At 75.1% G+C, this 20,688-nt stretch carries 19 protein-coding genes and 2 tRNA genes; 9 read left to right on the top strand and 12 right to left on the bottom strand.

Translation table 11 applies throughout. The features are described 5' to 3' along the window. Window positions 1-4: 4 nt before the first annotated feature. On the bottom strand, window positions 5-1,165 hold the full coding sequence (locus tag AB0J00_RS09160) for a helix-turn-helix domain-containing protein (protein WP_357743317.1): 1,161 nt from the start codon (window positions 1,163-1,165) through the stop codon (window positions 5-7). A 123-nt stretch (window positions 1,166-1,288) separates the two neighbouring features. Here AB0J00_RS09160 and AB0J00_RS09155 point away from each other — a divergent pair, with 123 nt between their 5' ends. Next, on the top strand, window positions 1,289-2,233 hold the full coding sequence (locus tag AB0J00_RS09155) for a proline dehydrogenase family protein (protein ID WP_357743315.1): 945 nt from the start codon (window positions 1,289-1,291) through the stop codon (window positions 2,231-2,233). 36 nt (window positions 2,234-2,269) lie between these two features. Continuing rightward, window positions 2,270-3,895, top strand: coding sequence for an L-glutamate gamma-semialdehyde dehydrogenase (gene pruA / locus AB0J00_RS09150; RefSeq protein ID WP_357743313.1), 1,626 nt, complete (start codon window positions 2,270-2,272; stop codon window positions 3,893-3,895). A 42-nt stretch (window positions 3,896-3,937) separates the two neighbouring features. Here the strand turns inward: pruA and AB0J00_RS09145 are convergent, their stop codons facing one another. The 3 genes from AB0J00_RS09145 to AB0J00_RS09135 form a co-directional block, all read right to left on the bottom strand. Next, on the bottom strand, window positions 3,938-4,477 hold the full coding sequence (locus AB0J00_RS09145) for a gluconokinase (RefSeq protein WP_357743311.1): 540 nt from the start codon (window positions 4,475-4,477) through the stop codon (window positions 3,938-3,940). Window positions 4,478-4,502: 25 nt separating this feature from the next. Then, on the bottom strand, window positions 4,503-4,880 hold the full coding sequence (locus AB0J00_RS09140) for a hypothetical protein (RefSeq protein ID WP_357743309.1): 378 nt from the start codon (window positions 4,878-4,880) through the stop codon (window positions 4,503-4,505). Between the two features lie 69 nt (window positions 4,881-4,949). After that, a tRNA-Lys gene (locus AB0J00_RS09135) sits at window positions 4,950-5,025 on the bottom strand. 198 nt (window positions 5,026-5,223) lie between these two features. Between AB0J00_RS09135 and AB0J00_RS09130 the strand changes: the two genes are divergently transcribed. Both AB0J00_RS09130 and AB0J00_RS09125 read left to right on the top strand, forming a co-directional pair. Further along, window positions 5,224-6,417 (top strand): Ig-like domain-containing protein, encoded by a 1,194-nt coding sequence (locus tag AB0J00_RS09130; protein ID WP_357743307.1) that lies wholly within the window; start codon window positions 5,224-5,226, stop codon window positions 6,415-6,417. 81 nt (window positions 6,418-6,498) lie between these two features. Then, window positions 6,499-7,320 carry an N-acyl homoserine lactonase family protein gene (locus AB0J00_RS09125; protein ID WP_357743305.1) on the top strand — a complete coding sequence of 274 codons (822 nt, stop codon included), beginning with the start codon at window positions 6,499-6,501 and terminating at the stop codon, window positions 7,318-7,320. Window positions 7,321-7,378: 58 nt separating this feature from the next. Here the strand turns inward: AB0J00_RS09125 and AB0J00_RS09120 are convergent. Together AB0J00_RS09120 and orn are read right to left on the bottom strand one after the other, a co-directional pair. Beyond that, window positions 7,379-7,451, bottom strand: a tRNA-His gene (locus AB0J00_RS09120). A gap of 56 nt (window positions 7,452-7,507) precedes the next feature. Beyond that, on the bottom strand, window positions 7,508-8,170 hold the full coding sequence (orn, locus tag AB0J00_RS09115; protein WP_357743304.1) for an oligoribonuclease: 663 nt from the start codon (window positions 8,168-8,170) through the stop codon (window positions 7,508-7,510). 242 nt (window positions 8,171-8,412) lie between these two features. On the opposite strand from orn, the gene AB0J00_RS09110 reads away from it, so the two are divergent. Then, complete coding sequence (locus AB0J00_RS09110; protein WP_357743302.1) at window positions 8,413-10,194, top strand: hypothetical protein; 1,782 nt, start codon at window positions 8,413-8,415, stop codon at window positions 10,192-10,194. Here AB0J00_RS09110 and AB0J00_RS09105 read toward each other — a convergent pair. Continuing rightward, complete coding sequence (locus AB0J00_RS09105; RefSeq protein ID WP_357743300.1) at window positions 10,169-10,783, bottom strand: TetR/AcrR family transcriptional regulator; 615 nt, start codon at window positions 10,781-10,783, stop codon at window positions 10,169-10,171. The two genes, AB0J00_RS09110 and AB0J00_RS09105, sit on opposite strands and share 26 nt — an antisense overlap. A 56-nt stretch (window positions 10,784-10,839) precedes the next feature. On the opposite strand from AB0J00_RS09105, the gene AB0J00_RS09100 reads away from it, so the two are divergent. After that, window positions 10,840-12,444, top strand: a complete 1,605-nt coding sequence (locus AB0J00_RS09100) for a carboxyl transferase domain-containing protein (RefSeq protein ID WP_357743298.1) — start codon at window positions 10,840-10,842, stop codon at window positions 12,442-12,444. A gap of 19 nt (window positions 12,445-12,463) precedes the next feature. Here the strand turns inward: AB0J00_RS09100 and AB0J00_RS09095 are convergent, their stop codons facing one another. Continuing rightward, window positions 12,464-12,994 carry a ferritin gene (locus AB0J00_RS09095; RefSeq protein ID WP_357743296.1) on the bottom strand — a complete coding sequence of 177 codons (531 nt, stop codon included), beginning with the start codon at window positions 12,992-12,994 and terminating at the stop codon, window positions 12,464-12,466. A 95-nt stretch (window positions 12,995-13,089) separates the two neighbouring features. Between AB0J00_RS09095 and AB0J00_RS09090 the strand changes: the two genes are divergently transcribed. From AB0J00_RS09090 to AB0J00_RS09080, 3 genes are read left to right on the top strand one after another with little or no spacing between them, the layout of a single operon-like run. Beyond that, window positions 13,090-13,275 (top strand): hypothetical protein, encoded by a 186-nt coding sequence (locus tag AB0J00_RS09090; protein WP_357743295.1) that lies wholly within the window; start codon window positions 13,090-13,092, stop codon window positions 13,273-13,275. 45 nt (window positions 13,276-13,320) lie between these two features. After that, on the top strand, window positions 13,321-15,303 hold the full coding sequence (locus AB0J00_RS09085) for a biotin carboxylase N-terminal domain-containing protein (protein WP_357743293.1): 1,983 nt from the start codon (window positions 13,321-13,323) through the stop codon (window positions 15,301-15,303). Between the two features lie 4 nt (window positions 15,304-15,307). Continuing rightward, window positions 15,308-16,462, top strand: a complete 1,155-nt coding sequence (locus AB0J00_RS09080) for an acyl-CoA dehydrogenase family protein (protein WP_357743291.1) — start codon at window positions 15,308-15,310, stop codon at window positions 16,460-16,462. Between the two features lie 51 nt (window positions 16,463-16,513). Here AB0J00_RS09080 and AB0J00_RS09075 read toward each other — a convergent pair whose 3' ends face one another. The 4 genes from AB0J00_RS09075 to AB0J00_RS09060 all read right to left on the bottom strand — a co-directional run bounded on the left by AB0J00_RS09075 (window position 16,514) and on the right by AB0J00_RS09060 (window position 20,650). Beyond that, window positions 16,514-17,527 (bottom strand): NADPH:quinone reductase, encoded by a 1,014-nt coding sequence (locus AB0J00_RS09075; protein WP_357743289.1) that lies wholly within the window; start codon window positions 17,525-17,527, stop codon window positions 16,514-16,516. 53 nt (window positions 17,528-17,580) lie between these two features. Beyond that, window positions 17,581-17,841 carry a WhiB family transcriptional regulator gene (locus AB0J00_RS09070; protein ID WP_357743777.1) on the bottom strand — a complete coding sequence of 87 codons (261 nt, stop codon included), beginning with the start codon at window positions 17,839-17,841 and terminating at the stop codon, window positions 17,581-17,583. 438 nt (window positions 17,842-18,279) lie between these two features. Further along, window positions 18,280-19,959 (bottom strand): DUF885 domain-containing protein, encoded by a 1,680-nt coding sequence (locus AB0J00_RS09065; protein ID WP_357743287.1) that lies wholly within the window; start codon window positions 19,957-19,959, stop codon window positions 18,280-18,282. 52 nt (window positions 19,960-20,011) lie between these two features. Beyond that, on the bottom strand, window positions 20,012-20,650 hold the full coding sequence (locus AB0J00_RS09060) for a hypothetical protein (protein WP_357743285.1): 639 nt from the start codon (window positions 20,648-20,650) through the stop codon (window positions 20,012-20,014). Between the last annotated feature and the right edge of the window lie 38 nt (window positions 20,651-20,688).

The raw sequence follows: 20,688 nt of genomic DNA, 5'->3' as shown, positions 1-20,688 counted from the left end.
TAGGTCAGGATCCGGCGGTCGGGGTCCGTGGCCGGGTGAGTCGCGCGGCACGCACGCCGAGGTGCAGGAGCAGCCGGTCGGCGCCGTCGGCCGGGTCGAGGCCGGTCAGCTCGCCGATGCGGGCCAGCCGGTAGTACAGCGTCTGCCGGTGGATGCACAGCCGCGCCGCGGCGCGCTGCGGGCTGCCGGCGCAGTCCAGCCAGACGGCGGCGGTCTCGGTGAGCACCGGGTCGGCCAGCAGCGCCGCGAGCGCGGGGTCCGGGCCGGGCAGCGCGGCGACCGAGCGCCAGGCGCCGAGCTCCGTCCAGGAGGCGGCCGGCGCCAGCCGGGGGTCGACCGCGGCGACGCGGGCGGCGGTGGCCGCCTCGTGCCACTGCGCGGGCAGGTCGGCGCAGCCCCGGCGGGCGGCGGCCACCCCGGCGGTGCTGCCCGCCGGCAGCCCGGCCAGCGCGCCGGCGGCCAGCGCACCGGCCGGCCGGGCGTCGTCCGCGCCGGCCAGCGGCAGCAGCACGGCCACGGCGACGGTCCCGGGGTGCCGGTCGTCGTCCAGGACCGCCGCGACCGCGCCCGCCCCCGGCGGCCGCCAGCCCTCCGGCAGGTCGGGGGCGGCCGGGTGCAGCGCGACCAGCGTGACCGGGGTCTGCGGGCCGAGGGCGTCGGTCAGCGTGCGGGCGGCCCGCGGGGAGCCGCCGGTCAGCACGGCGCGCAGCGCGGCGGGCAGGTCCGCCGCGCCCGGCCGGCCGTCGGCCAGCAGCCGCCCGGCCTCGGCGGCCAGCGCCGTGGCCGCGGCCAGCCCGGGGGTGGCAGGGTCGCCGACGTCGGTGCGGCCGCCGTCGAGCAGCCACAGGTAGCCGTGCAGCCGGCCGTCGGCGCGCACCGGCAGGCACAGCCGGGTGAGGATGCCGGCGTCCGGGTCGGCCGGCACCCGCACCGGCCCGGTGGCGGAGGCGATGCCGTGCGCCTCGAACCAGGCCCGCACCTGCGGGGTCGAGCCCCGACCGAGGATCGACCGGGTGCGGACGGCGTCCATGGTGCTGGTGCCGCCGTCGGGGGCCTCGCTGTGCGCGCAGAAGGCGAGGAGGGTGAAGTCGCGGTCCTCCAACGTCGCCGGGGCGCCCAGCACCCGGGACACCTCGTCCACCAGGTCCTGCAGGTCGTCGCGCACGTCCACCTCCGCTGATCGTTCATACGATCGTACGAAGCGGGCGGTCGGACTCCCTACATCCGTCGCTGGTGCGGGTGGACCGGGCGTCCCTACCGTTCGGGCACGTCCACCAGGAGGTCTGCCGTGCTCGCTTCGAAGGCCCTGTCGCAGGGACTGCTCGCCGCGTCCCGCCGTCCCGCGCTGCGCCGTGTGGTCACCGGGACACCCGCCACCCGTCGCGTCGTCGACCGGTTCGTCGCCGGCGAGACGCTGCCCGACGCGCTCGAGGTGGTGCGGCAGCTGACCGGCGACGGGCTCGCCGTCACCCTCGACCACCTGGGCGAGGACGTGACCGACCGCAGCGAGGCGCAGCGCACCCGCGACGCCTACCTCCGGCTGCTCGAGGCGCTCGCGCCGCTCGGCCTGGGCCGCCGCGCCGAGGTGTCGGTGAAGCTGTCGGCGTTCGGCCAGGCGCTGCCCGTTGGCGGCGAGGACGTCGCCCGCGAGCTCGTGCGCCCCGTGGTCGAGGCCGCCACCGCGCAGGGCACCACGGTCACCCTCGACATGGAGGACTCCGCGACCGTCGACTCCACGCTGGGCGTGCTGGCCGAGCTGCGCCGCGACCACCCGGGCACCGGCGCCGTGCTGCAGGCGATGCTGCACCGCACCGAGGACGACGCCCGCGCGCTCGCCGTCCCCGGTTCGCGGGTGCGGCTGGTCAAGGGCGCCTACCGGGAGCCCGCGGCGGTGGCCCACCAGGGGAAGACCGCCGTCGACACTGCCTACGCCCGCTGCCTGGAGCTGCTGGTCCGCGGCGGCGCGTACGCCATGGCCGGCACCCACGACCCGGCGATGATCGCCCGCCTGCTCGAGCTGGTCGCCGAGGCCGGGCGGGCGGCGGACACCTACGAGGTGCAGATGCTCTACGGCATCCGGCCCACCGAGCAGGCCCGGCTGGCCGCCGACGGGCACACCGTGCGGGCCTACGTGCCCTACGGCGTCGACTGGTACGGCTACTTCATGCGCCGGCTGGCCGAGCGCCCCGCCAACCTGCAGTTCTTCCTCCGCTCCCTCGCCACTCGCGGCTGACCCGCCCGCCCGCCCGCCCCGCACCCAGGAGGAACCATGGACGCCGTCACCCAGGTCCCCGCGCCCCGCAACGAGACCGTCAAGGACTACGCGCCCGGCTCGCCCGAGCGGGCCGAGCTGCAGCAGCGGCTCACCGAGCTCGCCGCCACCCCGGTCGAGCTGACCGCCACCATCGGCGGCGAGCAGCGGATGCCGTCGGGTCAGCCCTTCGACGTCGTGCAGCCGCACCGGCACGCGCACGTGCTCGGCACCTCCGCGCACGCCACGGCGGCGGACGCCGAGGCCGCCGTCCGCGCCGCCAAGCAGGCCGCCCCGAGCTGGGCGGAGCTGTCGTTCGACGACCGCGCGGCGGTGTTCCTCAAGGCCGCCGACCTGCTCGCCGGCCCGTGGCGGCAGACGCTCAACGCCGCGACCGTGCTCGGCCAGAGCAAGACCGCCTACCAGGCCGAGATCGACGCCGCCTGCGAGCTGATCGACTTCTGGCGCTGGAACGTGCACTTCGCCCGCCAGGTGCTCGCCGAGCAGCCGGTCTCCTCGCCCGGGGTGTGGAACCGGGTCGACCACCGGCCGCTGGAGGGCGTCGTCTACGCGGTCACGCCGTTCAACTTCACCGCGATCGCCGGCAACCTGCCCACCGCGCCGGCGCTGATGGGCAACACGGTGGTCTGGAAGCCCTCGCCGACCCAGCAGCTGGCCGCGCACCTGACCATGCGGCTGCTCGAGGCGGCCGGGCTCCCGCCGGGCGTGATCAACATGCTCCCCGGCGACGGCCAGCAGGTCTCCGACGTGCTGCTCGCCGACCGCGACCTGGCCGGCATCCACTTCACCGGGTCGACCGCGGTGTTCAAGATGCTGTGGCGCCGGGTGGCCGAGAACCTCGACGGCTACCGCGGCTACCCCCGCGTCGTGGGCGAGACCGGCGGCAAGGACTTCGTCGTCGCCCACCCCTCGGCCGACCCCGACGTGCTGCGGACGGCGCTGGTCCGCGGGGCGTTCGAGTACCAGGGCCAGAAGTGCTCGGCGGCCTCCCGCGCCTACGTGCCGCGCAGCGTGTGGGCGAAGGTGCGCGACGACCTCATCGGCACCACCGAGGCGCTGCCGGTGGGCGACGTCACCGACTTCTCGAACTTCATGGGCGCGGTCATCGACCGCCGCTCGTTCGACCGGCTCGCCGGGGTGCTCGAGGCGGCCAAGGCCGACGACGCGCTGAGCATCGTGGCCGGCGGCACCGCCGACGACAGCGAGGGCTTCTTCGTCCGGCCGACGATCGTCGAGGGCACCGACCCGGGGCACGAGGTGTTCACGAAGGAGTACTTCGGCCCGGTGCTCGCGGTGCACGTCTACGACGACGGCGACTACGACACCGTGCTGACGCAGATGGAGTCGGCGGCGCCGTACGCGCTGACCGGCTCGGTGATCGCCCAGGACCGCGCGGCCATCGCGCACGCCCAGCGCTTCCTGCGCAACGCGGCCGGCAACTTCTACGTCAACGACAAGCCCACCGGCGCCGTCGTCGGGCAGCAGCCGTTCGGCGGCGGCCGCGCGTCGGGCACCAACGACAAGGCCGGCGCCGCGCAGAACCTCATGCGCTGGACGTCGACCCGGTCGGTCAAGGAGACGTTCGTCCCCGCGACCGACCACCGCTACCCGCACATGGGCTGAGTGGAGTCCCAGCGCTGCAGGAACCGAGCGCTGGGACTCCGCTCAGCGGGCGGCGGGGCGCTCGGCGCGGAGGGTGGCGAGCAGGTCGGCGACGGTGTCGGCCAGCGGGCCGTCGCCGGGGATGGCCGCGCCGGGCTCGTCGTCGCCCAGCGGCTCCAGCGTGGCGAGCTGGCTGTCCAGCAGCGTCGGCGGCATGTAGTGGCCCTGGCGGTGGGCGAGCCGGTCGGCGAGCACGTCCCGGTCGACGGTCACGTGGGCGAACCAGACCGACGGGTGCCCGTCCCCGAGCAGGTCGCGGTAGGCCCGCTTGAGCGCCGAGCAGGTGATGACCACCGACGTCCCGGCGGCCTCGTGCCCGCCGATCACCTCGGCGATCTTCCGCAGCCACGGCCAGCGGTCCTCGTCGTCCAGCGGGTGGCCGCTGGCCATCTTGTCCACGTTGGCCTTCGGGTGCAGGTCGTCGCCCTCGATGTACTCCCAGCCCAGCCGGCGGGTGAGCTCCGCGGCCACGCTGGTCTTGCCGGAGCCGGAGACGCCCATGACGACGATGGACGTGGTCGCGGGGGCAGGCGTGTCGGTCACGCCCTGACCGTAGGGGAGAGCCCGGTCAGGCGGTCGGCAGGTCCAGCAGCCGACGCCGCTCGGCGGCGTCGGGCTCGGCGAGCCGGGCCACCATCAGCACCTCGTCGCCGGCCTGCCGCAGCCACTCCCGCAGCCCGTCGACGTCGCCGCGGTTGCGGTCGCGCAGCTGGCCGAGCTGGATCTGCCGGGTGCTCGCCTGGGCGCGCATCGCCGGCGGGAGGGTGCGGCCGAGCATCCGGGCCAGCGCGGTGAAGCCGGCGCCGAGGTAGACCAGCTCGCGGGGGTCGGCCACGGCGCTGAGCAGGAACTGCGCCTCGTCGGTGCGGCCGGCCTCGGCCAGGTCCAGGTACTGCCGGGCGCGGCGGGCGCCGCGGTCGGCGGCCTCCTCGGTGGGGGTCGTCATGCCCTCCACTGTGCCCCGTCGGTCCAGGAACGCGAACAGGCCCCGCCCGGGGAGGGCGGGGCCTGTCACTGGTGCGCCATCAGGGACTCGAACCCCGAACCCGCTGATTAAGAGTCAGCTGCTCTGCCAATTGAGCTAATGGCGCGTGCCGCACCGGCTGACCGGGCAACGGAAGAGAACTGTACACGGCGCTCGGCGGTCCCTCGACGAGGGGGGTCCGTGTTGGTTCCCGCACCCGGGTCCGGAAGCGAGGACACTGGGGCCGAGTGCACGCCGTCCGGGAGGTACCCGGGCGGGAGAGGGGCAGGTCTCCGTGGGTCAGCAGGTCGTCGGTCGGCGCAGCGTGAGGGGAGCGGTGGCGGTGCTCGGCGTCGCCGCGCTCACGCTGCTCGCAGGGTGCCAGGGCTCCTCCGACGGGGGTGGCTCCGGCTCGACCCCGAAGGCCGAGTCCGCGCCGCCGGCCACCCTCCAGCTGACCCCCGCCGACGGGACGGCGGACGTCTCGCCGGCCACCGCGGTGCAGGTCGCCGTCGCCGGCGGCGACCTCGGCAAGGTGACGGTGACCGACGGCGCCGGCGCTGCCGTGCCGGGGGAGGTGGCGGCCGCGCCGGACGCGCCGGGCAGCTCGCTGTGGACGCCGACGAAGCCGCTGGCGTACGGCACCGAGTACACGCTCACCGCCACCGCCGAGAACAAGGCGGACGACGAGGCGAAGGCCACCGCCACGTTCACCACCGTCACCCCGGCCACGCTGAGCACCCCGTCGGTCGGCCCGCTGAACGACACCACCGTCGGCGTCGGCATGCCGCTGCGGGTGTTCTTCGACCAGGCGGTCGACGACGAGCACAAGCCGGCCGTCGAGCGGCAGCTGAAGGTGACCACCTCGCAGCCGACCGACGGCGTGTGGAGCTGGCTCAGCGACAAGGAGGTCCACTTCCGGCCCTCCACCTACTGGCCGGCCGACACCGACGTCACCCTGGACGCCGCGCTGTACGGGATCGACCTGGGCAACGGCGTCTGGGGCGAGAAGGACCGCAAGGTCACCTTCCACGTCGGCGCCGAGCACGTCTCGGTCGCCGACGCGGCCGCGCACACGCTGACGGTCAAGGACGGCGGCAACGTCGTCCAGACCTTCCCGATGAGCGCCGGCAGCAACGCCAACCCGACCCGCAACGGCGCGCACGTGGTGCTGCAGACCTACGACGACATCACCATGGACTCCTCGACGTTCGGCCTCGCCGTCGACGCGCCCGGCGGCTACCGGTCCGACGTGAAGTGGGCGACCCGGATCTCCAACAACGGCGAGTTCGTGCACGGTGCCCCGTGGTCGGCGGGGCAGCAGGGGCACGCGAACGTGTCGCACGGCTGCATCAACCTCACCGACGACCGCGCCGAGTGGTTCCTGCACTTCTCCCAGCCCGGCGACGTCGTCGAGGTCGTCAACTCGATCGGCCCGACGCTGTCGGCGGTCGACGGGGACATCTACGACTGGGCCGTGCCGTGGGACCAGTGGACGGCCGGCAGCGCGCTGAGCTGAGCCCTCCCGGCTGACCCCTGCTTCGATGACGGGGCCCGCACCCGCCCGGGTGCGGGCCCCGTCGCGTCCGAGGAGGTGCGCATGGCCCGCACCGGCGTGCGCGAGGTCGTCCTGCTCACCCTCGGCTGGGAGGACCTGCCGCGCAGCGTCTCGGTCGAGGGCGCCCCGCCGCACGAGCGGCTGCGGGAGCCGGTGCCCGGCGTCCTGCTGCACACCGACGGCGGCTGGGTGCTGCTGGACACCGGCTTCAACACCGCGCTGCTGCGCGACGCGGCGCTGCGGCGGCGCTTCTTCGGCGACCCGGCGTCCCGGGCGGTCCTGCCCGGGCCCGGCGAGCCGCTGGAGGAGGCGCTGGCGCACGCCGGCATCGACCTCGCCGAGGTGCACGCGGTCGGGCTGAGCCACCTGCACCTCGACCACGCCGGCGGGCTCCGCCACTTCACCGGCCGCCCGGTGCACTGCCAGCGCCGCGAGCTGGAGTTCGGGCTGTCGGCGGAGGCCGAGCAGCACGGCGTCCACCGGATCGACTTCGACGACCCGCGGCACGACTGGCGGCTGGCCGACGGCGACGTGGAGATCGCGCCCGGGGTCACCGCCGTGCTCACCGCCGGGCACACGCCCGGCCACCAGAGCTTCGTCGTCGACCTCGACGACAGCGTCGGGGGCGGCGGCTACGTGTTCGCCTTCGACGCCGCCGACCTGCGGCACGAGAACGTCGAGCAGGAGATCTCGGTGGGTGGGCGGGTGCACGCGACCCCGGAGGAGTGCGTCGAGCAGGTGCGCCGGCTCAAGGCGATCGCCGCGGAGCGCGGCTACCCGCTGCTGCCCGGGCACGACCCGGTCGTCTGGCCGGCGGCGACCCGGGAGCTGGCGGCGCGGTTCGGCCGCGCCCCGGCCCGCTGACCGGCCGGCCCGGGATGCGCAGAGGGCCCCGGTCGGTGATCCGACCGGGGCCCCGCAGGGTGAGTGACGGGACTTGAACCCGCGACATCCAGGATCACAACCTGGCGCTCTACCAGCTGAGCTACACCCACCGTCGCTCGCCGTCACCGAGGTGGCGGGCGAACCGGCACAACGATACCGGAGGGGGTCAGGCGCTCGTCGCAGGTGGGGTCGCGGCGCCCGCGGCGAGGGTCGGCGCGAAGGCCGCGACGACGTCCGCGGCCGCGGCCTGGGCCTGGTCGCCGGAGGGTCCGGGGTCGGCGACGAACAGCGTCTGCCGGTAGTAGGCGAGCTCGCGGATCGACTCGATGATGTCGGCGAGCGCCCGGTGGGCCAGGCCCTTCTGCGGCTGGGCGAAGTACACCCGGGGGAACCAGCGGCGGGCCAGCTCCTTGATCGAGGAGACGTCGATCATCCGGTAGTGCAGGTGGTCGTCGAGCTCGGGCATGTCCCGGGCCAGGAAGCCCCGGTCGGTGCCGATCGAGTTGCCGCACAGCGGCGCGGTGCGCCGCTCGGGGACGAACCGCTTCACGTAGGCCAGCACCTGCTGCTCGGCCTCGGCCAGCGTCACCGTCGAGGCGCGCACCTCGTCGGTCAGCCCCGACTTCGCGTGCATCTCGGTGACCACCTCGGCCATCCCGGCCAGCGCCGCGTCGTCCGCGTGGATGATCACGTCGAGCCCGGGGTCGAGCACGTTGAGCTGCGAGTCGGTGACGACCACGGCGACCTCGATGAGCTGGTCGCTGCCGAGGTCGAGCCCGGTCATCTCGCAGTCGATCCACACCAGGTTCTGCGCTGCACTGTCGGCCACGAGCAGCGACCCTACGCACTCCGGCACGGATCGGTCCGCCGAGCGGGGTCCGCGGCGACCACGGGCGGTCTGCCGCTGCGTCACCACGGCACCACCGGCCGTGACACGCCGGGACGCCGCTCCGTCCGGCGGCGCGCCCGTCCGGGGAACCCGGGAGGGGGGCGACGATGACGTAACGTCGGATCGGCCTGCCGCGCCGCCGGCCGCCCCTGCGCCCGCCGGCGCCCGTCCCTGGAGTGACCGTGCTGACCCTCACGCCGACGCCGCTGGAGACCGCGGCCGAGCGTGCGTTCTTCGCCGAGCTCGCCGGTTGGGACACCGGCGGGGCCGTGCGCGGCGCCGTGATGGCCTCGCTGCCCCTGGTCGAGGACGGCCCGATGCAGCGGCGGGTGGCCGATGCGGTGCTCTTCGTGCCCGAGGGCGTGGCCGTCGTCCGGGTGGTGGAGGTGGTGCGCCAGTCCGGCGTGGTCACCGCCTCGCCCGACGGCGCCTGGACCATCGGCCCCGGCGAGGGCCCGGGCGAGGTGCTGCAGCTGTCCGGTGGCGGGTCGACCCCGCTCGAGGGGCTGATGCGGGCCGGTATGGACGCGGCGATGAAGCTGCGCGGCGCCGGCCTCGCGCCGGGCCGGATCGCCCGGCTGACCGTGCTCACCGGCGCCGTCACCGGGCTGCTGCCCGGCGACGGCGACCTGGGGGAGGGCGACCAGGTCGCGCTGCTGGACCCGCGCTCGCTGCTGCTGGGCGTGGCCCGGGCCAGCCGGTACGCCGGCACCGACAACCCCCGGCTCTGGACGACGGCCGACGTCCGCGCCGCCATCGAGGCCCTGGGCGTCGCCGGCCGCAGCCCCTCGGTGGAGGAGCTGAACGTCGAGGGCTTCCCGTACTCGCCGTACGTGCTGCGCCGTCCGGACCTGCTCACCCCCGCGTCGCTGGCCGCCTCCAAGCCGGCCGTCGCGGCCGCGCCGACGTCGACGGCGGCGCCGCAGCGCACCGCCCCGGCCGGGCCGCTGGTCGACCCGGCCGCCGCGGCCCGGGTCGCCGCTGCCGCGGTCCAGGCCCAGGAGGCCGCGGAGGCGGAGGCGCAGGCGCAGCAGGACCGGGCCGTGGTCGCGGCGCCCCCCGCGCCGACCCCGCCGCCCGCCGCGCCGACCCCGCCCGCGGACGTGACCGTCCCGGCCGAGCTGCGCTCCCGCCCGCAGGACACGCTCGCGCTGCCCACCGAGGCCGCCGGTCCGCCGCGCGCCGAGGACACCGGTGGCCTGGGCGGGCTGTTCGGCGCCCCGGGCGAGGAGGGGCACCAGCCGGCGGCCCCCGTGGTCATGCCCTACCAGCTGCGGCCGGTGCGCGGCCCGCAGACGGCGCCGCACCCGGTCGCCGCGCCGGGCGCCGCCCCGGCCGGTGGTGGCCGCCGGCGGCGCACCGGGCTGGTGCTCGGCCTGGTCGCGCTGCTGGTCGTCGTGGTCGCGCTGGTCGGCGTCGTGGTGCTGCGCGGGGACGGCTCCGACGACGGCGGCCGCCCCGCCGCGTCCACGACCAGCCCCGCGGCCCCCAGCGGCCCGCGACCCGGGGACACGCAGGTGGTCGGCGGCACCACCTTCACGCTGCGGGTGACCGACACGGTCGACACCTGCCGGGGTCACGCCTACGGCGCCGTCGCCGGGTTCTTCGACAGCGCCGACTGCACCGGCCTCGGCCGGGCGCTGTGGGCCGCGGACGCCGGCGGGCAGCCGGCCGTCGTCTCCATCGCCCGGGTCACCATGCCCGACGAGAGCATCGCCACCGCGCTGCTGTCGCTGGTCAACTCCGACGGCACGGGCAACGTCAGCGACCTGCTGCGCGAGGGCCGCTCCTACCCGGGCGGCCCGTCCGAGCTGCCCGGCAACCCGCGAGAGTTCGCCAGCCGGCAGGACGGCGCGACCGTGACGATCGTCGAGACCGCCTGGGCCGGCTCGGAGAGCGGCACCGGCGCGGCGCTCGACGCACTGGCCAGCGACGCCCTCACGCTGACCCTGCCCGGGGAGTGAGGGCGGCCGCCTCGGCCATGGCGGTGAGCAGCTTTCCCATCGCCGGGCGGGGCAGCCGGCCGGCGCTGTGCGGGGTGGAGTTGATCAGACCGAACACCGCGTGCGCCCGTGCCCGGCAGGCCGCCGTCGGTGCGCCCGGGTGCAACCGGGCGAGCACCGCCACCCACTCCTCGACGTAGGCCCGCTGCAGCGACCGCACCCGGCGGGCGTCGGCCTCGGCCAGCGCGCCGAGGTCGCGGTCCTGCACGGTGATCAGCGCCGGGTTGCCGAGCGCGAAGTCGACGTGGAAGTCGATCAGCGCCCGCAGCTGGCCGGCCGGGTCGTCGCCGGCCGCGGCGATCCGCTCCCGGCCGCCGGCCAGCAGCCGCTCGCTGATCCGCACCAGCATCTCGGCGAGCATCGCGTCCTTGCTCGCGAAGTGCCGGTACAGCGCCGGGCCGCTGATGCCGACGGCGGCCCCGACGTCGTCGACGCCGACCGCCCGGGAGCCGCGCTCGGCGAACAGCTGGGCCGCCGCCCGCAGGATCTGCTCGCGGCGGGAGGGGCGCGCGGCGTCGCCGTGCAGCGCGGTGTCCGGATCCGGCGTCACACGCCCGAGGTTAACCGCTGTTCACATCCTGGCCGGTGACGTGGTTCACTCCGGTCGTGGACGCAACGGTGCTCCCCACCCGCCCGCCGGCCGACCCCGGTGCCGCGACCCGCAACGCCGGGCGGCACCGGGAGCTGGTCGGAGACCTGCACGTGCAGCTGGCCCGGGTCGCCCTCGGCGGCGGGGACCGCGCGCGCGAGCGGCACACCGCCCGCGGGAAGCTGCTGCCGCGCGAGCGGGTCGACGCGCTGCTCGACCCCGGCAGCCCCTTCCTCGAGCTGTCCCCGCTGGCCGCGCACGGCCTCTACGACGGCGAGGCGCCCGGCGCGGGCATCGTCACCGGCATCGGCCGGGTCGCCGGCCGCGAGGTCGTCGTCGTCGCCAACGACGCCACCGTCAAGGGCGGCACGTACTACCCGGTGACGGTGAAGAAGCACCTGCGGGCGCAGGAGGTGGCCCTCCAGAACCGGCTGCCGTGCGTCTACCTCGTCGACTCCGGCGGGGCGTTCCTGCCGCTGCAGGACGAGGTGTTCCCCGACCGCGAGCACTTCGGCCGGATCTTCTACAACCAGGCGACGATGTCCCGGGCCGGCATCCCGCAGATCGCCGCCGTCCTCGGGTCGTGCACCGCCGGCGGCGCGTACGTGCCGGCGATGAGCGACGAGTGCGTCATCGTCCGCGGCCAGGGCACGATCTTCCTCGGCGGCCCGCCGCTGGTGAAGGCCGCGACCGGCGAGGAGGTCACCGCCGAGGAGCTCGGCGGCGGCGAGCTGCACTCGCGGGTCAGCGGCGTCACCGACCACCTCGCCGAGGACGACGCCGACGCGCTCCGGATCGTGCGCCAGATCGTCGGCACGCTGGGCCCGCGGGAGCCGCGCCCCTGGGACGTCGAGCCGGTCGAGGAGCCGCTGCACGCGCCGGAGTCGCTGTACGACGTCGTCCCGACCGACCCGCGCACCCCCTACGACGTCCGCGAGGTGATCGCCCGCCTGGTCGACGGCAGCCGGTTCGCCGAGTTCAAGGCGCTCTACGGGCCCACGCTGGTCACCGGGTTCGCCCGGCTGCACGGCCACCCGGTGGGCATCGTGGCCAACAACGGCGTGCTGTTCGCCGAGTCCGCGCTCAAGGGCGCGCACTTCATCGAGCTGTGCGACCGGCGGAGGATCCCGCTGCTGTTCCTGCAGAACATCTCCGGCTTCATGGTCGGCCGCGACTACGAGGCCGGTGGCATCGCCAAGCACGGCGCGAAGATGGTCACCGCCGTCGCCTGCGCCCGGGTGCCCAAGCTGACCGTCGTCATCGGCGGTTCGTTCGGCGCCGGCAACTACTCGATGTGCGGCCGGGCCTACTCGCCCCGGTTCCTGTTCACCTGGCCCAACTCGCGGATCTCGGTGATGGGCGGGGAGCAGGCCGCGTCGGTGCTGGCCACCGTGCGCCGCGACCGCCTCGGCGACGCGTGGAGCGCCGCCGAGGAGGAGGCCTTCAAGGAGCCCATCCGGGCGCAGTACGAGGAGCAGGGCCACCCGTACCACGCCACGGCGCGGCTCTGGGACGACGGCGTCATCGACCCGGCCCAGACCCGCACCGTGCTCGGTCTCGCCCTGTCAGTCTGCGCCAATGCGCCGTTGGAGGAGGTCGGCTATGGCGTCTTCCGGATGTGAGACCCGCCGTGGGCCGAGGTCAGCCCGCCGCGCCGGCGACCGACGGCGCGGTCGGGTCGGCCGACTCCGGCTTCACCTCGCGCAGCACGTAGTCCTCGATCGTCTCGAGGTCGTGGGTGGACCGCTTCACGATGGCGAGCAGGTCGCTCATCTTGCTGACCTCCTCGACCTGCTCCTTGATGAACCACTGCATGAACTGGTCGGAGGCGAAGTCGTTGTGCTGCCGGGCCACCGCGGTGAGCTGGTTGATCTGCTCGGTGACCCGCTTCTCCTGCGCCAGCGCGAGCGCGACGGGGGCGACCACGTCGGCGAACTCGGTGATCGGGGCCTCGATGCCGGGGATCTTCACCGGTGCGTCGGCGTCGAGCAGGTAGCGCACCATCATCATCGCGTGGTTGCGCTCCTCGGCCGCCTGGTCGAAGAACAGCTGGGCGGTCTGCGGCATGGTCAGCTCGTCGAAGTAGATCGCGCAGGCGACGTACTGCTGGTGCGCGGCGAACTCGTGGCCGATCTGGGCGTTGAGCAGGTCGACGAAGGCGTCGGCGGCCAAGGGTCCTCCCGGGTCCGTGGGGCGTTGCGAGCACGGTATCTGCCGACACGCCGTCCGCGGTGGACCGGGGAGCAAGGCATGGCTAACCTCACCCGGTGCCCAAGGCCGAGCGCATGCCCAAGAAGAAGTGCTGCGAGGACAAGCCCCGCTGCAAGCGGTGCCCCCTCCGCGCGCTCGCGGAGGGCACCCTCCCGCCCGGGTACACGGTCAAGAAGCGCCGGCTGGTCAAGGTCGGCAAGGTCGACGCCGTCCTCGCGAAGAGCACCCGCGCCGCTGCCTGACCCCACCTCTTCCCGCCTCCTCGCGAGAAGCCGGGGGTGGTGAGGGTGTTCGACACCGTCCTCGTCGCCAACCGGGGCGAGATCGCCGTCCGGGTGGTCCGCACGCTGCGCGCGCTGGGCATCCGCTCGGTCGCCGTGTACAGCGACGCGGACGCCGGCGCGCTGCACACCCGGGTCGCAGACGTCGCCGTCCCGATCGGCCCCGCACCGGCCGGGCAGAGCTACCTGTCCATCGACCGCGTGGTCGACGCAGCGCTGCGCACCGGCGCGCAGGCGGTGCACCCCGGCTACGGCTTCCTGTCCGAGAACGTCGAGTTCGCCCGGGCCTGCGCGGAGGCGGGGATCGCCTTCATCGGCCCGCCGGTGCCGGCGATCGAGGCGATGGCCGACAAGATCCGGGCCAAGCTCACCGTCTCCGCGGCCGGCGTGCCGGTGGTGCCGGGCCGCACCGAGCCGGGCATGGACGACGACGCGGTGGCCGCCGCGGCGGTCGAGGTCGGCTTCCCGGTGCTGCTCAAGCCCAGCGCGGGCGGCGGCGGCAAGGGCATGCGGGTGGTCCGCTCGGCCGCCGAGCTGCCCGAGCAGATCGCCGGTGCCCGCCGCGAGGCCCGCGGCTCGTTCGGCGACGACACGCTGCTCGTCGAGCGGTACGTGGGCTCGGCCCGGCACATCGAGGTGCAGGTGCTCGGCGACGCGCACGGCACCGTCGTCCACCTGGGCGAGCGGGAGTGCAGCCTGCAGCGCCGGCACCAGAAGGTGGTCGAGGAGGCGCCCTCACCGCTGCTGACCCCGGTCCAGCGGGACCGGATGGGCCGGGCGGCGGTGGAGGCGGCGCGCGCGGTCGGCTACACCGGGGCGGGCACGGTCGAGTTCATCGTCGACGCCGACGACCCGGACAGCTTCTTCTTCCTGGAGATGAACACCCGGCTGCAGGTCGAGCACCCGGTCACCGAGGCGGTCACCGGCCTGGACCTGGTCGAGCTGCAGGTGCGGGTGGCGGCGGGCGAGCCGCTGCCGATCGGCCAGGACGACGTCCGGCTGACCGGGCACGCGATCGAGGCACGGCTGTACGCCGAGGACCCCGCGCGCGGCTTCCTGCCCCAGGCCGGCACCGTGCTCGGCCTGCGCGAGCCGGCCGCCCCCGGGGTGCGCACCGACTCCTCGCTGGCCGCCGGCACCGTGGTCGGCACCGACTACGACCCGATGCTGGCCAAGGTGATCGCGCACGGTCCCGACCGGGAGACCGCCCGCACCCGGCTGCTCGCGGCGCTGCGCGACACCGCGGTGCTCGGGGTGGCCACCAACGCCGGGTTCCTGCGGGCGCTGCTCGCCGACCCGGACGTCGCGGCCGGCCGGCTGGACACCGGGCTGATCGAGCGCCGGGGCGGGGCACTGCTGCCCGCCGACGTCCCCGACGCCGTGCTGGTCGCGGCCGCGCTGGCCCGCCAGCTCGCCGCCGAGCCTGCCGGGCCGGTGGTCGACCCGTGGTCGGTGCCGTCGGGCTGGCGGCTCGGGGAGCCGGCCGAGACGGTGCACCGACTGACCGCCGGCGGGCGGGCGGCCGAGGTGCGGGTGCGCGGCCGGGCCGCCGCCGCGCAGGTCCGGATCGGCGACGGCGAGCGCGCGCCGGCGGCCGTCCGCGCGGACGGTGCCGACCTGCTGCTCACCTGGAACGGCCGCACCACCCGCTACGCGGTGGCCGCCGACGGCGACGTCCTGTGGCTGGCCGGCGACGGCTGGTCCGGGCCGGTGCGCGAGCAGCCGCGGCTGGCGTCGGCCGCGGAGGCAGCGGCGGCCGACGGGGTGGTCACCGCGCCGATGCCCGGCACGGTGACGGTGGTGCACGCCGCGGTCGGCGACCAGGTGGCAGCGGGGACCCCGCTGCTGGTCGTCGAGGCGATGAAGATGGAGCACGTGCTGACCGCGCCCCTCGCGGGGACGGTCACCGAGCTCCCGGCAACGGCCGGCCGACCGGTCCGGCTCGACGAACGGCTGGCCGTGGTGACCCCACCGGCCGGAGGGGAGTGACCCGGTGCTCGACTACCGGCTCGACGAGGAGACCGAGGCGCTGCGGAAGGTGGTCCGCGAGTTCGCCGTGGAGGTGGTCGCCCCGCAGATCGGCGGGTTCTACGAACGCGACGAGTTCCCCACCGAGATCGTCCGGCAGATGGGCGAGCTCGGGCTGTTCGGCCTGCCGTTCCCCGAGGAGTACGGCGGCTCGGGCGGCGACTACTTCACCCTCTGCGTCGCGCTGGAGGAGCTGGCCCGGGTCGACTCCTCGGTCGCGATCACCCTCGAGGCCGGCGTCTCGCTCGGTGCCATGCCGGTCTACCGGTTCGGCACTCCAGAGCAGAAGCAGCAGTGGCTGCCCCGGCTGTGCGAGGGGAAGGCGCTGGCGGCGTTCGGGCTGACCGAGCCCGGTGGCGGCTCGGACGCCGGTGCCACCCGCACCACCGCGCGGCTGGAGGACGGGCACTGGGTGGTCAACGGGTCGAAGGCGTTCATCACCAACTCCGGCACCGAGCTCACCGAGCTGGTCACCGTGACGGCGGTGACCGGCACCCGCGCCGACGGGTCGAAGGAGATCTCGGCGATCGCGATCCCGTCGGGCACGCCCGGGTTCACCGTGGGCAAGCGGTACGCGAAGGTCGGCTGGAACGCCTCGGACACCCGGGAGCTGTTCTTCGACGACGTCCGGGTGCCCGAGGAGAACCTGGTGGGGGAGCGGGGGCGGGGGTACGCGCAGTTCCTGTCGATCCTCGACGAGGGCCGGATCGCCATCTCCGCGCTGGCCGTGGGCCTGGCCCAGGGGTGCGTCGACGAGAGCGTCAAGTACGCCGGTGAGCGGGAGGCGTTCGGCCAGCCGATCGGTCGCAACCAGGCCGTGCAGTTCCTCATCGCCGACATGGAGGTGCGGGCGTCGACGGCGCGGCTGGCCTACTACCGGGCTGCGGAGAAGATGCTGCGCGGCGAGCCGTTCAAGCGGGAGGCCTCGATCGCCAAGCTGTACAGCTCGGAGATGGCGATGGAGAACGCCCGCTACGCCGCCCAGGTGCACGGCGGGTACGGCTTCATGACCGAGTTCCCGGTGGGCCGGTTCTACCGGGACGCCAAGATCCTGGAGATCGGCGAGGGCACCAGCGAGGTGCAGCGCATGCTCATCGCCCGCTCGCTCGGGCTCGGCTGAGACGAGTGGAGTCCCAGCGCACCGGAAACCGAGCGCTGGGACTCCACCGCGTCAGGCGGTGACGTCGATGAGCACCTTGCCGACCGCGCCGTCCTCGACGGCGCGGTGCGCGTCCGCGGTCTGCGCCAGCGGGAAGACGTGCAGCGGCAGCCCCGCCTCCCGGCCGACCCGGACGGCGCCGTCGAGCACGGCGGCGTTCACGTCCTCGACGGCGAGGTCCTTGGCGCGGGTGGGCTCGGTGTAGACGAGCACGAACTGCCAGCGGACGTTGGGACCCATCTGCAGGCGGATCGGGATGGTCACCTCGTCGCCGCCGTTGGTGGCGTAGACCGCGACGGTGCCGTGCGGGGCGATCACCTGGACGTCGGTCTGCACGTTCTGCGCCGGCGCCACCTCGACGATCACGTCGACGCCCTGCGGGACGATCTTGCGGACCTCGTGGACGACGTCCTGCTGCTTGTAGTCGATCACGTGGTCCGCGCCGGCCGCGGCGGCGAGCTGGGCCTTGTCCGGGCCGCTGACCGTGGCGATGACGGTGGCGTCGGCCCAGCGGGCGAGCTGGATGGCGGCGTTGCCGACCGCGCCGGCGCCGCCCTGCACGAGCACGGTGCGGCCGGTGAGGGTGCCGGGGCCGATCCGGTCGGGGAGCGTCTCGCCGGCGGTCAGGCAGCGGTGCGCGGTGAGGAACGGGATGCCCAGCGCCGCGCCGAGCTCGAAGGAGGGGTCGGCGCCGAGGAGGACGGTCTGCCGGGCGGGGACGACGGTGTACTCGGCCGCGGTGCCGTTGCGCCGCTGCCAGGCCGCCTCCCAGACCCACACGCGCTCACCGACGATCGCGGGGTCGACGCCCTGGCCGACCGCGTCGACGGTGCCGGCGCCGTCCTGGCCGGGGATCTGGCCGTCCGGCCCGGGTTCGGTGCCGGTGCGGGACCGCCAGTCGGTCGGGTTGACGCCGGAGAAGGCCAGGCGCACCCGGACCTCGCCGGGGCCGGGGTCCGGGGTGGGCTCGTCGACGAGGGAGAGGACCTCGGGGCCGCCGGTCTGGGTGTAGGTGATGGCTCGCACGAGCCCTTCCTACCCCCGACCTCCCGGTCCGGGCACCCGTCGGGTGACGGTGGTCAGGAGGCGCGGCGCAGGCGGCGGCGCTCGCGCTCGGACAGCCCGCCCCAGATGCCGAAGCGCTCGTCGTTGGCGAGGGCGAACTCGAGGCACTCGGCGCGGACCTCGCAGCCGGTGCAGATCTTCTTCGCCTCGCGGGTCGAGCCGCCCTTCTCGGGGAAGAACGCCTCGGGGTCGGTCTCGGCGCAGAGGGCCTTGTCGTGCCAGCCCTGGTCCTCGCCGTCCATGCCGGGGAAGCCGGCGTCGAACACGCCGGTCATGCCGAGCACGTCCGCGTCGTAGCCGAGCGGGGCCACCTCGGTCGCGGCAGTGCGGTAGTCGCTCAGCCAGGTCACGTCAGCCATCTCGATCCGTCCCCCTGCGTCTCGTTCCGGATGCCGCACCCGCGGTCGCCGGGCTGTCACCGTTCGTGACAACGAGGGAATTACACGGGGGTGGTTCCGGGGAGTCAACGTTTCCGGCCCGTTACGCGCAGCCCCACCCGTCACAGCTGTCGACCGACACCTCGGCAGTCACGCCGGAGGTGCTGGACGCCGGGCGTGGCTCGACAGGTGTTGCCCGACCTCCGGCCGGATGTTCGGCGAGATCAAGTTCGCCGACCAGCCCCCGATCGGCCGATTCCGGGCCGCTCAGCCCGCACCCAGGCCGCGCTGGGCGGAGTGGATCCGTCGAGCCGAGCCCGACGGATCCGCTCCACCTCACATCCGGGCGAGCTCGGCGGCCAGCGGGCCGAGGCCCAGCGACCCGAGGTCGAGCGCGGCCTGGTGCCAGGCCTTGAGGTCGAAGTCGGCGCCCGCGCGCCGGCGGGCGGCGTCGCGGCAGGTCAGCCACACCCGCTCGCCGACCTTGTAGGCCGGCGCCTGGCCCGGCCAGCCGAGGTAGCGGTGCAGCTCGTCGACCCGCATCGCGTCCTCCATGTTCACGTGGGTGCGGAGGAAGTCCAGCGCCACGTCGTAGCTCCACCGGTCGCCGGCCGCCCGCCCGGCCGGGACCGGCAGGTCGAGGTGGACGCCGATGTCGAGCACCACCCGCGCCGCCCGCAGCTCCTGGGCGTCGAGCATGCCGAGCCGGTCGCCCGGGTCGTCGAGGAAGCCGAGCTCACCCATCAGCCGCTCGGAGTACAGCGCCCAGCCCTCGCCGTGGCCGGAGCACCAGGCCAGCATCCGCTGCCACCGGTTGAGCAGGGCGGCGTTGTAGACGTTCTGCCCGATCTGCAGGTGGTGGCCGGGCACCCCCTCGTGGAAGACGGTCGTCGTCTCCCGCCAGGTGGTCATGTCGGTGACGCCCTCGGGCAGCGACCACCACATCCGGCCGGGCCGGCTGAAGTCCTCGGTCGGGCCGGTGTAGTAGACGCCCTCGCCGGAGGTCGGCGTCAGCCGTCCCTCGATCCGCTTGACGGGTGCGGGGATGTCGAAGTGGACGCCGTCCAGCGCCGCCATCGCCCGGTCGGCGGTCTCCTGCAGCCAGGCCTGCAGCGCCTCCCGGCCGCGCACCTGCCGGGCCGGGTCGGCGTCCAGGGCCGCCATCGCCCCGGCGATGCCCTGCCCCGGGGCGATCTGCTCCGCGACCGCCTCCTTCTCCGCCACGATCCGGGCGAGCTCGTCCCAGCCCCAGGCGTAGGTCTCCTCGAGGTCCAGGTCCATGCCGGTGAAGAAGCGCGACTCCAGCGCGTACCGCTCCCGGCCCACGCCGTCCGCCTCCGGGGCCGACGGCAGCAGGTCCCGCTCGATGCGGTCGGCGAAGGTGCCCAGCGCGGCGTCCACGCCCGCCACGGCGCGGTCCAGGTCGGCGCGCAGCGCACCCTGGACCGGAGCCCGGCCGGCGAACCCGGCGAAGAAGCCCGGCTGCCCGGCCGCGCCCGCCCAGCGGCGGGCGATGCCCGCGGCCAGCCGCACCTGGCGGGCGGCGGAGACGCGGCCCCGGGCGGCGGCGTCGACCAGGCCGGCGGTGTAGCCCTCCAGCGCGGCGGGCAGGGCGCCGAGCCGGCGGGCGATGGTGGCCCAGTCCTGCTCGGTGGCGGTGGGCATGAGGTCGAACGTCGACCGGAAGTCCTGCAGCGGGCTGCCGATGGTGTTCAGCGACGCCGCGGTCCAGCCCGCGTCGTGCAGGGCGAGCTCCGCACCGATCCGCTCGAGCATGGCGTTGCGCGCCACCTCGTCGCGGCGGTCGACCGGCTCGGTCCGCTCCACCTCGGCCACCGTGCGCCGCAGCAGCGCGGCGCTGGCGGCGTGCCCGTCAGGGGTGAGGTCGGGCCACCGGTCGTCGTGGCCCAGCACGCCGAGGTAGGTCGCCTGGGCGGGCTGGTCGGCGGCGTACTCGTCGACGAACCGGTCGGCGAGCTGGTCGAGGGCGGACGGCGCGCGTGTGGGCTGACTCACGTCCGCCCACGCTAGCCCCGTCGCCCGTGGGGCTGCCGAGGTGCTCGGGGCGTCAGGCGGTGGCGGGAGCCGATGCGACCGCCGGCCGCGAGCGCAGCCGCAGGGCGGGCACGGTGCGGTGCATGATCGGGCCGATGGCCAGCGCGTAGAGCACCGTGCCGACCCCGACGTCGCCGCCGAGCAGCCAGCCGACCGCCAGCACGCCGACCTCGATGACGGTGCGCACGACGCGCACCGACAGCCCGCGTTCGGCGAGCCCGGTGGTCAGCCCGTCGCGCGGGCCGGGACCGAGCCCCGCCCCGATGTAGGCACCGGTGGCGATGCCGTTGAGCACCACGCCGGCGAGCAGCAACGGCACCTGGACGGCGAGAGTGTGCGCCTCCGGCAGCACGGCGAGCGTGGCGTTGATGGTCAGCCCGACCAGCAGCACGTTGCTGATCGTGCCGATCCCCGGCCGGCGGCGCAGCGGGATCCAGAGCAGCAGGACGACGACGCCCATGATGATCGACCAGGTGCCGACCTCCAGGCCGAAGGTCTCCGACAGCCCCTGGTCCAGCACGCTCCAGGGCATCAGCCCCAGGCCCGCCTGCAGCATGAGGCCGACGCTGACGCCGTAGGCGACCAGGCCGCCGGCGAGGAGGGTGAACCGGGCGGGACGGCGGTCGGCCGGCACGGGGAGCAGCACGCGCATGCCGACAGCCTGGCGGGTTTGGCCTTGTCTCGACAGGG

The sequence above is a fragment of the Modestobacter sp. NPDC049651 genome (assembly GCF_040659695.1).
GTDB lineage: Bacteria > Actinomycetota > Actinomycetes > Mycobacteriales > Geodermatophilaceae > Modestobacter.
The sequence above is the reverse complement of the archived record's forward strand: the minus strand, read 5'-3'. Positions and strand labels throughout refer to the sequence as shown.